Annotated in this window: 11 protein-coding genes; 5 read left to right on the plus strand and 6 right to left on the minus strand. The window is 36.7% G+C overall.

Annotated elements, in window-relative coordinates; genetic code table 11:
- Positions 1-6 precede the first annotated feature (6 nt).
- The 3 genes from gyrB to dnaA form a co-directional block, all read right to left on the minus strand.
- Positions 7-2,316: a DNA topoisomerase (ATP-hydrolyzing) subunit B gene (gyrB, locus tag F3G75_RS07165; RefSeq protein WP_149717068.1), complete on the minus strand. Its 2,310-nt coding sequence runs from the start codon at positions 2,314-2,316 to the stop codon at positions 7-9.
- A 14-nt stretch (positions 2,317-2,330) separates the two neighbouring features.
- Positions 2,331-3,404, minus strand: a complete 1,074-nt coding sequence (dnaN, locus tag F3G75_RS07170) for a DNA polymerase III subunit beta (RefSeq protein ID WP_084041987.1) — start codon at positions 3,402-3,404, stop codon at positions 2,331-2,333.
- A 154-nt stretch (positions 3,405-3,558) separates the two neighbouring features.
- Positions 3,559-4,869, minus strand: a complete 1,311-nt coding sequence (gene dnaA / locus F3G75_RS07175) for a chromosomal replication initiator protein DnaA (protein WP_149717069.1) — start codon at positions 4,867-4,869, stop codon at positions 3,559-3,561.
- A gap of 122 nt (positions 4,870-4,991) precedes the next feature.
- Here dnaA and ruvC point away from each other — a divergent pair, with 122 nt between their 5' ends.
- The 4 genes from ruvC to F3G75_RS07195 all read left to right on the plus strand — a co-directional run bounded on the left by ruvC (position 4,992) and on the right by F3G75_RS07195 (position 7,936).
- Positions 4,992-5,471, plus strand: coding sequence for a crossover junction endodeoxyribonuclease RuvC (ruvC, locus tag F3G75_RS07180; protein ID WP_188115405.1), 480 nt, complete (start codon positions 4,992-4,994; stop codon positions 5,469-5,471).
- A 17-nt stretch (positions 5,472-5,488) separates the two neighbouring features.
- On the plus strand, positions 5,489-6,178 hold the full coding sequence (locus tag F3G75_RS07185) for an MOSC domain-containing protein (RefSeq protein ID WP_149717070.1): 690 nt from the start codon (positions 5,489-5,491) through the stop codon (positions 6,176-6,178).
- A gap of 134 nt (positions 6,179-6,312) precedes the next feature.
- Positions 6,313-6,828, plus strand: a complete 516-nt coding sequence (gene luxS / locus F3G75_RS07190) for an S-ribosylhomocysteine lyase (RefSeq protein ID WP_072595298.1) — start codon at positions 6,313-6,315, stop codon at positions 6,826-6,828.
- Between the two features lies 1 nt (position 6,829).
- Entirely contained in the window at positions 6,830-7,936 is a 1,107-nt protein-coding gene (locus tag F3G75_RS07195; protein WP_149717071.1) for a DNA adenine methylase, read from the plus strand.
- A 54-nt stretch (positions 7,937-7,990) separates the two neighbouring features.
- Here the strand turns inward: F3G75_RS07195 and thyX are convergent, their stop codons facing one another.
- From thyX to F3G75_RS07210, 3 genes are all read right to left on the minus strand, one after another.
- Complete coding sequence (gene thyX, locus F3G75_RS07200) at positions 7,991-8,620, minus strand: FAD-dependent thymidylate synthase (RefSeq protein ID WP_149717072.1); 630 nt, start codon at positions 8,618-8,620, stop codon at positions 7,991-7,993.
- A 118-nt stretch (positions 8,621-8,738) separates the two neighbouring features.
- Complete coding sequence (flgE, locus tag F3G75_RS07205; protein WP_149717073.1) at positions 8,739-11,183, minus strand: flagellar hook protein FlgE; 2,445 nt, start codon at positions 11,181-11,183, stop codon at positions 8,739-8,741.
- Between the two features lie 122 nt (positions 11,184-11,305).
- The gene (locus F3G75_RS07210) at positions 11,306-12,673 is read right to left on the minus strand and encodes a Na+/H+ antiporter NhaC family protein (protein WP_149717074.1); all 1,368 of its coding nucleotides are present in this window, start codon (positions 12,671-12,673) and stop codon (positions 11,306-11,308) included.
- Positions 12,674-12,792: 119 nt separating this feature from the next.
- On the opposite strand from F3G75_RS07210, the gene pyrE reads away from it, so the two are divergent.
- Positions 12,793-13,401 (plus strand): orotate phosphoribosyltransferase, encoded by a 609-nt coding sequence (gene pyrE, locus F3G75_RS07215; RefSeq protein ID WP_149717075.1) that lies wholly within the window; start codon positions 12,793-12,795, stop codon positions 13,399-13,401.
- Positions 13,402-13,643 lie beyond the last annotated feature (242 nt).

Consider the following 13,643-nt stretch of genomic DNA (forward strand, 5'->3'; position numbering starts at 1 on the left):
TTTCTTTTAAATATCCAAGTGTTTAACGTCTTTTGCGTGATCTTGGATGTAGTTTCTTCTTGGCTCGACCTCATCGCCCATGAAGAGATTAAATGTATCAGAAGCACTTATAGCGTCGTTTATATCGATCTTTAAAAGTCTTCTGTTCTCAGGGTTCATCGTAGTCTCCCAAAGCTGCTCAGGGTTCATCTCACCAAGACCTTTATAGCGCTGGATATATGCACCTTTTTTCGCATTTTTCTCTACTTCATCAAGCACGTCTATAACGTCACTATGCAAGTCTAAACCGCGCTCTTTTATCTTTTGGCTGATGTAAAGTGCCTCTTCATAGAGTGGATTTGTAAATAAATTTTCATTTACCACAAGCTCTTCTAGGCCGCTTTCAGTTTGGACATAAATTCTAACTTCATCATCGCTAACATAGTGATTTAGGATGTTGTGACCCTCAGCTTTTAAGAAGTCTCTTAAAATTTCAAAAATTTCATTGTAGCTTTTTGAGACGATGTCTGGATTTTCTATCATATAGCGGATCGCTGAAAGGACGTTAAAGCGTTTTTCAAGCTCTTTTAAGACGCTTCTATAAGCTGCAACGATCTTTAAAAAATCAATCAAATCTGCACTACCGATACCCTCTATATCAACGCCATCGATGCCAGTTTCGATAAGGAATTCGTTTAATGCCTTTTCATCTTTTAGATAAATTTCTTTCTTACCTTTTTTATAGCGGTAAAGTGGTGGCTGAGCTAGATAGATGTGGCCGTTTTCTACAACTTTATTTAAAAATCTAAAAAAGAATGTTAAAAGCAGTGTCTGGATGTGGCTACCATCGACATCAGCATCAGTCATGATGATGATCTTATGATATCTAAGCTTTTCAGCGTCAAATTCATCTCCGATGCCGCAGCCTAGCGCTGTTATCATATTTTTTATCTCATCAGATTTTAAAATTTTATCTAGTCTTGCCTTTTCAACGTTTAGAATTTTACCCTTAAGCGGCAATATCGCTTGAAAAACTCTATCACGTCCTTGTTTTGCAGAACCGCCCGCAGAGTCGCCCTCCACTAGGTATAGCTCGCTAATTACTGGGTCTTTACTCTGACAATCAGCTAGTTTACCAGGGAGTGTGCCTACGCTCATGCTCTCTTTTTTGCGAGTTAGATCCCTAGCTTTTTTAGCGGCCTCGCGACCACGAGCTGCCATTAGAGCTTTATCCATTATCGCTCTTGCTTCGATAGGATTTTCTTCAAAATACTTTGTAAGCACGTCAAAAACCATCTTTTGAACGATAGGTTTTACGTAGCTTGAGCCTAGTTTGCCCTTTGTTTGTCCCTCAAACTGTGGCTCTGGCACCTTTACGCTTACAACTGCGATAAGTCCCTCACGGATATCTTCGCCAGTTATCTTTGTATCTTTTTCACGTGCAGCAGCGTTTGCTTGAACGTAGTTTGTGATAACTCTTGTAAGACCCGCTCTAAAGCCAGCCTCGTGAGTACCACCATCTGGAGTTTTGATGTTATTTACAAAGCTTAGTAAATTTTCACTATAAGTGTCGTTGTAAAGCAGTGCAAAATCAACCATAACATCATCTTCGCCGCCGCTAAATGAGACTGCTTTGCTGACAGCATTTGCCTTGTTCATGTCAGTTACAAAGCTCTCAAGTCCGCCCTCAAAATGAAAGCTTTCGCTTCTGCCGTTTCTTTGATCTTTGAAATTTATAGTTATCTTTGGGTTTAGATATGCTAGCTCGCGAAATCTTTTTACTAAAATTTCATCATCAAATTCAGTCACTTCAAATATGCTATCATCTGGCCAAAACTCGACTTGCGTGCCTGTGCGATTTGTAGTTTTTATCACTTCAAGATCGCTTTGAGGGATACCTTTTGCAAATTCTTGTCTGTGAAGCTTGCCATCACGTTTGATATTTACGACTAGTTTTTTAGAAAGGGCATTTACGACAGATACACCAACGCCGTGAAGACCGCCAGAGACCTTATAAGTGTCCTTGTCAAATTTACCACCAGCGTGAAGCACGGTTAGAACAACAGTCGCAGCTGAAATTTTCTCAGTCGGGTGCATATCTACTGGGATACCACGGCCATTATCGCTAATGATAGCTGAGCCCTCACGTGTAAGCTCAACATCTATCGTATCGCAGTATCCTGCCATCGCTTCGTCGATAGAGTTATCAACTACTTCGTAGATCATGTGGTGAAGACCGCTTATGTTAGTATCACCTATATACATGCCTGGGCGCTTCCTGACCGCCTCAAGCCCTTTTAGTACTTTGATATTTTCTGCGCCGTAATTATTTTCCATAATCTTGCCTTATCTTATAAATTTATCGGCATTATTACTGTTGTTAATTCTTTTGAATTTACAACAAATGCTAGTGAGCTTTCATTAAATCCAAGCTCAAAATTTTCGTCCTCGATGCTACTTAAAAAGTCAAGTAGATATCTATTTTTTATACCTATGAAAAATTCATCTCCAAGCTCTAAACCAGTTTGATAATCTATCGTAGTTTTTGCTTCAGAATTATCTTCTATAACACTTTCAAATGTTATATTGTCTTTTGCAAAAGATATTTTCATTGTATCACTTAGCATTGAGATAGTTTTTATACCCTCTATCATCTTATCTCTACTTAGTTGAAGTCTTTTTCTTACCTCTTTTGGTATTACACGCTCGTAATCTGGAAATTTGCCATTTATAAGTTTTGTGAAAAATTCAAAATTTTGGCTTTGAGCGATTAAGATATTTTCATCATAGTAAATTTCTATCTTGTCAAAAAATAGTTTTTGTATTTCATTGATAGCTTTTTTAGGGATTATTAGTGAAAATTCTTTTTCAGTTGGTGTTTGAAATCTAAATACACTAAGTCTTCTCGTATCAGTACCAACGATATTTATAAAGTCTTTTTTAATATCAAGAAAAGCTCCGTTTAGTTCAAATTTTGGGTTATTACTATCAATACTTGGTAAAATTTTCTTTAAACTTCTTCCTAACATAACAGCATCAACATCAAATTTTGATTTGCCCTCAATCGTTGGAAACTCTGGGAAATCTTCAAATTTATACATTGGAAGTTTATATTTTGAGTTTTTTTGTTTTATATAAAGATAGTTGTTTACGGTTTCTAACATCACTTCTTCGTCTTTTAGACTTTTTATAATGTCAAGTAGTTTTTTACCATTTGCAGTTGCGTAACCTTCATCAACGATTTTTACATTACTTAGCTTATATGCTAGACCTATTTCATGATCAGTTGCTTTTATGTTTAAAACACCATCTTTTGCTGAGATATAAATGTGAGAAGTTATAGCGCTAAGATCTCTTTTTTCAAGATATGGATTTGTATTTGTTACTATGCTTTCAAGCATATTTTTGTTTATTAAAACTTTCATTAAAAACTTCCTTCTATTTTTAAATTTAATTTTTTTGTTTTAGTAGGTGATGTTAAAAAGTGAAAAGTACTTTTAAACACCGAAATACAGCTATTTGAAATGTGAAAAATTATATTTTCTTTTTCACATTTATTCACAAATTTCATATTGTATTTTATCCTTTTGTCAAAATTTTGTTTTTTAATTCAGTAACTTTTAGACTAAAAATTTCATTAGTTTGTATTAGCTCATTTATCTTTTTAATATTATGACTAACGGCACTGTGATCTTTCATACCAAAATAGTTTGCAATTTGTGGCATTGAGTTTGTTGTAAGCATCTTTGCAAGATATATGATGATTCGTCTTGCTTCTACGATATTTGTAACTCTTGATTTGCTTTTTATATCACTTTGTTTGATATTTAGTTCTTTACTAACTATTTCAACGATAGTATCGAAATTTATATTTTCACGTTTTTCTTTGATCAGATCTTTTAATATACTTTTTGCAAGATCAAGTGTTATCTCTTCTTTCATAAGAGTTTTAAAAACATTTAAATTTATGATAGCTCCCTCGATCTCACGGATATTATCACCCATATTTGTAGCTATGTAGTTTATAACGTCTTTATTTAGATCGATTTTATCAAATTCACATTTTTTGATGATAATAGCTATCTTTGTATCAAGTTCAGGTGGCGTAATATCAGCCATAAAAGCCTTATCAAATCTTGAAATCATCCTATCTTCAAAGCCTTTTAGTGTCTTTGGTGGTCGATCTGAAGTCATAACTATTTGACCATTTTTTGCTAAAAGTTCATTATATGTGTTGAAAAATTCCTCTTGGATTTTATCAGTTTTACCAAGAAACTGTACATCGTCTATTAGTAAAACATCGCAGTTTCTATATTTTTCACGAAATTTTGGCATTGAGTGGTTATTTATATGACTGGTAAAATCTATCATAAATTGTTCGCTAGTTACGCAAATAACGGTTTTTCCTTTATTTAAACAATGATTTCCAACTGACTGGAGTAAGTGAGTCTTTCCAAGTCCTGTTGTTCCGTAGATAAAAAGTGGGTTGTAGAGCACGCCTGGTTTTTCTGCGGCTGCTTTTGCGCTTAAAAATGCGTATTGATTTGATGCACCGCAGACAAAATTTTCAAATGTGTAGCTTGGATTTAAAATGCTACTTTGTGTTTTTATTTGCTTAACATTTATTTGATTTTGTTTTGATGTCTTGCTACTTTTAGTAGATGAAATTTCTATATTTGGTTTTATGCCTGTTCTAACTTCATATAGATGAGCGATTTTATCAGCATATCTTGTATTTATAAATTTAGCCATTAACTCATTTGGTGCAGTAAATACGATAATATGATCGTCTGAAGCCTTTTCGTTAAATTTTAATTGCTTGATATAACTTTGGTATTCTTCAGGTGAAATTTGTGTTGAAAGATTTTCTAAAATTTCGTCTGCTATCAAATTTTTATGCCTTAAATTTCGAGAATTTTTATAGTGATACTATCTTAATTTTAATAAAACCTTTGTTAAACTCCGACAAACTTTTTCACATCGTGAAAAAGTCGTGAAAAAGTATTGAAAAGATAGTGATGAAAATTTTAGGAATCGATCCAGGTACGAAGAATTGCGGTTACGCGATACTTGAAAAAAATAAATTTAAAACTACTCTTCTTGAAGCAGGACTCATAAAAATAAAACCAAATACACTTCAATATCAGATTACCGAGCTTTGCGAGGGGCTTGATCTCATCTTTAAAAATCATAAATTTGACGAGGTCGCGATCGAAGATATATTTTTCGCTTACAACCCAAAAACTGTTTTAAAGCTTGCTCAGTTTCGCGGAGCACTTAGCCTTAAAATTTTACAGCTTCATGGCGATTTTGCCGAGTATACGCCGCTTCAAGTGAAAAAAACTGTCACTGGCAAGGCCAAAGCTGACAAAGAGCAAGTGGCGTTTATGGTGAAGAAAATTTTAGGTATAAACAAAGAGATAAAACCACTTGATATCACCGATGCGATCGCAATCGCGCTAACTCACGCAAATAATTTAAGAGTAAGCTAAATTTTGATAGGAAAAAAATGGCAATAGTAAAAGCATTATTAATCGGCGAGGTAAAAAACTACGGCTCGCAAAGTGCGACTGATAAGCTAAATTTACCTTGGAGCTCAGCTATTTTTAAAGTAGCTCAAAATGGTGAAATTTTTGCAAATGAGCTTGGCTTTGAGGGTGATAGTGTCGCTGATACAAAGCACCATGGCGGCCCTGAAAAGGCAGTTTTTGCAAATTCATTTGCAAATTACGCCGATTGGGAGAGTTTTTTAGGATTAAAAAATATGGCTTATGGAGCTATGGGTGAGAATTTATGCATTGACGGTCTTGATGAGAGTAGTGTCTGTGTAGGTGATATACATAAAATCGGTTCACTAATCCTTCAAGTATCACAGCCAAGAAAGCCTTGCTTTAAGCTCTCAAAAAGATGGGGCAATGAAAATATGGCTACCCACATCTTTGAAACTGGCCTTACTGGCTGGTACTACCGCGTAATAACACCAGGATCGTGCAAGGCAGGTGACACCATAGAGATCATCAAAAAGGATGAAGTTGGCATGAGCATTTTGGAGATAAATAGGCTCTTTTTCACACCAAATGAAAATTTAAATTTACTAGAGAAATTTAACTCTCTTACCGCTCTTCCAAAAAGTTGGTATAGTGACATGGAAAGACGTATTCAAGGTATTTATAGTACAGAATATATGAGAAATTTATAATATTAAGTAAAATTTTTATTATTTTAATACTCACAAACATTCAAATATTACAAGGCTTATGTGAAATTTTGCATGAGCCTTTAAATTTTAAACATTTTTTACGCTAGAATTACCAAAAATTTAGAGGAGAAGATATGCCACTACTCGATAGTTTTTGTGTAGATCACGTAAAAATGCAAGCCCCAGGAGTAAGACTAGCAAAAAGTATGAAAACGCCAAAGGGCGATGATATCAGTGTTTTTGACTTGAGATTTTGCAAGCCAAATGAAGAAATTTTACCAGAGAAAGGTACTCATACATTAGAGCACCTCTTTGCTGGCTTTATGAGAAACCATCTAAACGGCAATGGAGTAGAGATCATAGACATCTCACCGATGGGCTGTAGGACTGGCTTTTATATGAGTGTGATCGGTACACCTAGCGAAGAAGCTGTAAAGAAAGCATGGTTAGCCTCTATGAAAGATATCTTAGAGGTCAAAGATCAAGATAAAATTCCAGAGCTAAATAAATTTCAATGCGGTACTTATAAGATGCACTCACTTGATGAAGCACACGCAATAGCAAAGAAAATTCTTGATCTTGGTCTAGTCATCATAAACAACGATGAGATCAAGCTTGACGTTGATGCTATGGGACTAAAAAAGCACTGATTTGAAGCCAACAAAACAAGAAAATCAAGCCTATTTAAAAGAGCAAATTTTAACCTATCTTGGTAACAAACGCTCTCTTTTAGGCTTTATAGATCTAGGCGTAAAATACGCAAAAGACGAGCTTAAAAAAGAGAAGCTTAGCTGCTGCGACCTCTTTAGTGGAAGCGGCGTGGTAGCTAGGTTTTTAAAACAAAATAGCGAATTTCTAGTTGCAAACGACTTGGAGTTTTATAGCTTCATCACAAACTCATGCTACCTGCAAAACGCCACAAATGAGCTAAGAGATGAGATAAATTTCTGGCAAAAAAGACTTGAAAAAGAGATAAAAAATAGCCTTTCTGAGGGCTTTATAACAAGGCTTTATGCCCCACAAGATGATGAAAATATCGCTTTTGGCGAGCGGGTCTTTTACACAAGAAAAAATGCCATATTCATTGACACCGCAAGAAGGCTCATAGATGAGCTAATGCCAGAGGAGATGAGAAAATTTTTCATAGCTCCACTACTTTATAATGCAAGTGTACATGCAAATACAAGTGGAATTTTTAAAGGTTTTCATAAAAATAAAGAGGGCATAGGTCAGTTTGGCGGCAGGGGGCAAAACGCCATCTCAAGGATCACTTCTGATATAAATTTGACTAAGCCAATTTTTTCAAATTTCAGCGTACCATTTGAGGTCTATCAAAAGGATGCAAATTTGCTCGCAAAAGAGTTTGATGGGCTTGATCTAGTTTATCTTGATCCGCCTTATAATCAGCACCCATACGGCTCAAACTACTTCATGCTAAATCTCATCGCAAGCAACACTGAACCAAGTAAAATTTCAAAAGTTTCAGGCATCGCAAAGGACTGGAACAGATCAGTCTTTAATAAAAAATCATCAGCAAGCGAGGCATTTTTCGAGCTGATAGCAAATTTAAAGGCAAAATTTGTACTCATTTCGTTTAACTCAGAGGGCTTTATCAACCAAGATGAATTTGATCAAAATCTAAATAAAATGGGCAAAGTTCAACTATTGCGCCAAAAGTATAACGCCTACCGCGGCAGCAGAAATTTAAAAGCTAGAAATATCCACGTAGACGAGCTTCTTTACGTTTTACAAAAGTAAAATTACCGCGCTCGTTTCATTACCTCTAAATCACAAACCACACTAACGTAAATGTTAGTTTTGCTCATCTTCTGGCAAGCATTTTTGAAAGATAAATTTATGCTCTTCAGGTAAGACATCGTAGATGGCATTTGCTAAATTTCTTATCTCCCAAAGAGCTGATTTTGAGCTTCTTAAAGAGATGAAATTTTGCAAGCTTCTAGCATTTATGCTCCATGTAAGCTCAGTTTTATAACACTCTGGCAAGCAGTATTTGACGATGTCAAGGCTTTTTGTAGTTGAGGCTAAAATTTCACGCAAATTTTCAAGCGCTTTTATGCTTGCATTATCGACTAACTCATCATTTGTTAGCGCGATAAATTTAGCCGCACGCTCAAACTGCCCTACTTCAAATTTCTCCTCTTTTTTTAGCTCTTTTAGCGTGTAGCGGGTTGATTTGACGCTTAGACTTGCCAAGCGGTGACGAGCTAGCTCTTGAAGTAGCGCACGAGAGATGCCTTGGATGTAGAAGTTGTAGTATAGGTGCTCTAAGGTCGAAGCGTGTTTAAATTTATTGCCTACTCTATCTATTAGCTCAACATCTTTTTCGCCGCCGTTGTCGCCTTTATCAAAGCTTTGCCAGCATGTGCGGATAGCGTGTGAGCAGATATTTAGCGGAGTGTGATTTAGTAGTGTTACTTGCATTTTTTCTCTTTTGTAAAATTTTTTAATATTTTACAAAAAGAAGGCTGATTTTATTTGTAAATTTAAAGCATAAATTTCAAAGGGAGGCAAATGCTCCCTTTTGTAAAAGTCTTAGTTATTATTGTTTTAATTGAAGAAGTGTATTTAGCATCTCATCACTTGTTGTGATCGTTTTTGAGTTTGCTTGGAAACCCCTTTGGATAACAATAAGATCTGTTAGCGCACGGCTTAGATCGACGTTACTAGCTTCAAGTTTTGAAGCTGCAATCGTTCCCTTATCGCCTGTGCCAGCTGCACCGATAACTGCTTCACCTGAGTTTGCAGTTTGTGAAAATACGTTTCCACCCTCGCTTTGAAGACCTTCGTTGTTTGTAAAGGTAGCAAGTGCTACTTTAGCTAGGCCAAAGCTTTGGCCATTTGAAAATGAGCCTATTATCGTTCCGGTCTCATCTATTTTTATGCCGTTTAATGTGCCGCCTGTGTAGCCATCTTGCGAGATTGATTCAGTTGATGAGTCTTTATCAAAGCTTGTTAAGCCGTTAAAGTCAGTTCCAAGACCAAAATTTAAGCTAATGTTTTGGCCACTTTGTGAGCCGTTGTTAGCTGAAAATGTTATCGTTGCTGGATGGAAACTTGCAAGTGAGCCATTTGCGTTAAATCTAGCTGTTCCAGTTATAACGTTATCTGGGCCTTCACCTGTGTAGTTTATCTTAGCTGGCTCTGGCACTTGTATAACCATACTCCACTCAGTTCCACCATCTGTTGTGGTGCCTGTTTTTGTCCATTTGATACTAACTGTGTGTTTTGAACCAAGTGAGTCAAAAATTTCTGCCGTTGAGCCGTGGCTTGACATCATCATTTTGCCACTTGCTCTTAGAGCTTGGCCCGGGCTTAGTGCGCCATCAAGTGCTTTCATAATAGTTGTAAGTCTAACATTTTCATTTATAGCTGAATTATTTGTACCTTGAGCTGGCTTTGTAAGGCCAGTTGTTGTCATGTAAAGTGCATGATCTGCTACTTCATTTGATGGATTTTCTAGTTGAAATTGACCTAGTTTATTTACAGTGATCTTTACACCATCGTTTGTATCATCGCCTGCAAGTGCTTGAAGTGCTGCGATACCAGCTGCGTGTTTTGCATCTGGAGTACCAGTTGCAGCGGCATATGCTGTATTATAAGCTGTTTGATATGCAGTGTTAGTTATGGCTGCTCCACCAGTTCCAGGTGCTATTCTATGTGCTGCGGTTGCTAGTTTTGCAGCATCAAGTGCATCCGAGTTCGCTCTTATTTGGCCGTCACCGTTGTAGTCAACGTGGTTTCTAGCATCTTCTTGCATAGCAGCGCGAAGATCTTCTGTTGTTGTTACTTGTCTTGCGATTTTATCGTTATTTGGATGAACAGCTGTTGTTTGTGAGCTTGTATAGACATATTGATAAGCTGTGATGATATCTTTATCAGCTAAACCAGTAACAGTATTTCCGCCATTTACTTTTAGATGGATATTTTTTGTCTCTTCAGTGGTGCCTGAGTTATTTCTATTTATAAGTGTTAGTTTATTACCTTCTGAAATTTCAGCTCTAACGCCAGTTTTATTGTACTGGGCGTTGATAGCAGCTGCAACATCACTAATACTTGTTATTGTATTAGCTTGAGATTTGATGTTTGTGCCATTGATTGTAATATCAAGTGTTGCTGCTGGGTTTATCTGTCCGATACTTTGTGGCAATCCACTTCCTACTGTAAATTTTTCAGTTTTAGCATTTGCATAGCTCACCCAGATGCCTTGCCCATCTCTTAAAGCAAGGCCATTTCCAAGCTCATCAAATGTAACACCAAGATCTACGCCACGCTCTGTTAAATTTTGCTCTTTTTTCGAGTTTGTATAAAACTGATCATTATTTACATCATTCTCGTTATGGACTTCGTTTGCATTTAAAATTCCGTCATTGTTATAGTCACGTCCACCAGCAACAGAGTCTAGTGAATAAATAGGCGTACTTCTTTGTCCTATGGTGTTGCCTGAGTCAAGGTTGCCTTTTATCTTTACTTCTGTTGTTGCTCTTGCTGGAGTAGTAAGACCCTCTTTGATCACAATATCTTTTATCGGCCCTGTTGAGTCAATAGTGCCAGTCTCTTCATCTCTTGTCCAGCCTTGAACGACATAGCCACTATTGTTTACAAAATTTCCAGCTTTGTCACGGACAAAGTCACCATTTCTTGTATAGTATCTTGTAGTTCCACCATCTGGAGATACGACAAAGAAACCATTTCCTTGAAGTGCAAGGTCTGTTTGCTTATCAGTAGATGTTAGTGTGCCTTGTGAGAAAATTCTCGTAGTTGAGTTTATAGTCGTTCCTAGACCTATTTGCATAGCATTTTGACCGCCTAGCTGACCTTGTGGAGCAGTAGCGACTCTTGGAGTTTGGCTTAGTATATCAGCAAAGTTTGCACGGTTGTATTTATAACCATAAGTATTGACGTTTGCGATATTATTGCCTTCTACGTCCATGGCTATCTGGTGGGCTTGTAGGCCTGAAACACCAGACCAAAGTGATCTCATCATTGACTTATCCTTTTTGCATTTTAAATTTTTATATTTTTCAAAAGCAAAAGATGTTCCAAAAAATTTATATTGATAAAAAGAAGAAAAATAAAAAAGAAATTTGGCGTAATTAACGCCAAATTTTATCCAAGTATCATTGCACCTACGATACCACCGATGATAAGTGGGATATTAAAAAATACAAATGTAGGCACACAAGTATCATATATGTGGTTATGTTCGCCATCAGCATTTAGACCGCTTGTCGGCCCAAGTGTGCTATCGCTTGCTGGGCTTCCAGCATCTCCTAGAGCTGCAGCTATGCCAACTAACAAGATGATGGCTGGGACGCCAAAGCCAAGGCTAACGCATAGTGGAACATAGATAGAAGCTAAGATAGGTATCGTACCAAAGCTAGTGCCTATACCCATTGTTACAAGTAAACCAATAAGAAGCATCAAAAATGCTCCGCCTATCTTGCCGCCAGATACCAAGCTAGCGTATTTTACAAGCTCGTCTATGCCGCCACTCTCTCTTAAGATAGTGCCATAACCTGCAGCAACTAGCATGATAAAAGCGATAAATCCCATCATAGCAAGGCCATTGTCCATGATCCTATCTACTTTTTTATACTCGATACCGCCAAAAACGACCATAACCAAAAGTCCAAGTAATGCGCCAAGAGGTAGCAGCTCAGTATAAATTTGCACACCAAAAGCTACAACTGCACCAGCTAAAACCGCCCACTCTTTTTTAGTCATCTCAAGGCTTTTTGCGCGCTCGATCTCATCAAGCTCTTCTTTTTCAAATTTTGAAGTTTTATAAGCTCTTTTTTTACCATAAAAAAGTATGGCAAGGATAAGTCCAATAAGCATCGAAGCACCGCCTATCCACATAACAGAAGAGATATCAGAAATAGATGCGGTTATGCCGTTATTTGCTAACTCTTTTTTTAAGATATTGTGAAAAAGCAGACCAAAGCCAACGCTAAGGCTTACATAAGGTGCTTGAAGACCAAATGTCAAAGCACAAGCCACGGCACGTCTATCTATTCCCATTTTGTTCATAATAGCAAGAAGTGGCGGGATCAAAATAGGTATAAAAGCTATGTGAACTGGGATTAAATTTTGAGATAAGCATGCTATAAATGCAATAGTTAGTATAAAAATCACTTTATTTGAGCTAAGGAATTTACTCAAAGCATTTATCAAGATAGCAGTTAAATTTGTATTTGCGATGGCAGCTGCTAAAGCACCAAGCAAAATATAACTAAGCGATGTCTCAAGATTGCCTTGCATGCCACTTATGAGGCTTTGTGTAGTCTCTTTTAGGGCTGTAAAGAGGCTATCTATCCCATCTGCAATGCCACTTTCAAATCCACTAAATCCATGCTTATACATTACTCCCGCAACAAGAGCAGATATAAGGATAGAAAGCAAAATGTTAAAACGCAATAGACAAAGTATCGTCATTACCAAAATGCTAAAAACAACAGGGTTAAATATAAGCATGAGCGTCCTTTTTGTGAGTGTTGAGAGATTATACAAATGTGTGGCTTATTAAATTTTAAAAAGAGTGGCTTAAGTGGGCTTGTGTTAAGATTTTGAGTAAATTTTAAAAGGAAAAAACGATGGATTTAGAGAAAATTTATAAAGAGGCTGGGGCATATTTAGAGGGACATTTTTTACTAAGCAGTGGCAATCACTCGCAGTTTTATCTCCAAAGTGCAAAGGTGCTTGAAGACCCAGCTTTGGCTGGAAAGCTAGCTGACGAGCTTGCTCGTGTGATAGAGAAATTTGACATTAAATTTGATAGCGTTTGCTCTCCTGCACTTGGAGGAATTTTAGCTGGTTATGAGCTAGCTCGCTCAGCAAAGAAGCGTTTTATATTTACAGAGCGAGTTGAAAAGGTAATGAGCTTAAGGCGTGGCTTTGAAGTGAAAAAAGGTGAGAAATTTATCGTTTGTGAGGATATCATCACGACTGGCGGCTCGGCACTTGAAGCAGCGCACGTGATAGAGAGCCTTGGCGGCGAGGTAGTTGGTTTTGCAGCACTTGCGAACCGTGGCTTTTGTAAGGTTACAAATTTAGACAATAAGGCTAAGCCAAATGCAAAACTACCAAGCGATAAGCCATTTTTTGCTTTAGGAAATTTTGAGTTTGAAATTTATGAGCCTGAGCATTGCCCACTTTGTAAAAATGGAAGCAAAGCGATCAAACCTGGAAGCAGAGGCAACTAAAATTTATACTATTAAATATAGCTATCTTTCTTTTTTAAATTGATCGATAGCTAAAATTTTTAGAAAAATCCAAAAATAGTACTTATAGAAAAATTTTAATCAAGACTTCAAATCACTTCAGCAAAAATTTATAGTTTAATTTTTAAAAGTAATATGTCTTTTATATTGGTATGAATTATTTTTTAGATAATCTTATTTTTTAAGCTACCAAGTGATAATATCTGCTCAAAAAGCGAGATGAA

The organism is Campylobacter concisus (genome assembly GCF_902460705.1).
GTDB lineage: Bacteria > Campylobacterota > Campylobacteria > Campylobacterales > Campylobacteraceae > Campylobacter_A > Campylobacter_A concisus_Z.

Bases quoted from the DNA above. Each gene is read 5' to 3' on its own strand.
- gyrB (WP_149717068.1), bottom strand. From the start codon at position 2,316: ATGGAAAATAATTACGGCGCAGAAAATATCAAAGTACTAAAAGGGCTT.
- dnaN (WP_084041987.1), bottom strand. From the start codon at position 3,404: ATGAAAGTTTTAATAAACAAAAATATGCTTGAAAGCATAGTAACAAAT.
- F3G75_RS07185 (WP_149717070.1), top strand. From the start codon at position 5,489: ATGGCAATAGTAAAAGCATTATTAATCGGCGAGGTAAAAAACTACGGC.
- luxS (WP_072595298.1), top strand. From the start codon at position 6,313: ATGCCACTACTCGATAGTTTTTGTGTAGATCACGTAAAAATGCAAGCC.
- thyX (WP_149717072.1), bottom strand. From the start codon at position 8,620: ATGCAAGTAACACTACTAAATCACACTCCGCTAAATATCTGCTCACAC.
- flgE (WP_149717073.1), bottom strand. From the start codon at position 11,183: ATGATGAGATCACTTTGGTCTGGTGTTTCAGGCCTACAAGCCCACCAG.
- F3G75_RS07210 (WP_149717074.1), bottom strand. From the start codon at position 12,673: ATGCTTATATTTAACCCTGTTGTTTTTAGCATTTTGGTAATGACGATA.
- pyrE (WP_149717075.1), top strand. From the start codon at position 12,793: ATGGATTTAGAGAAAATTTATAAAGAGGCTGGGGCATATTTAGAGGGA.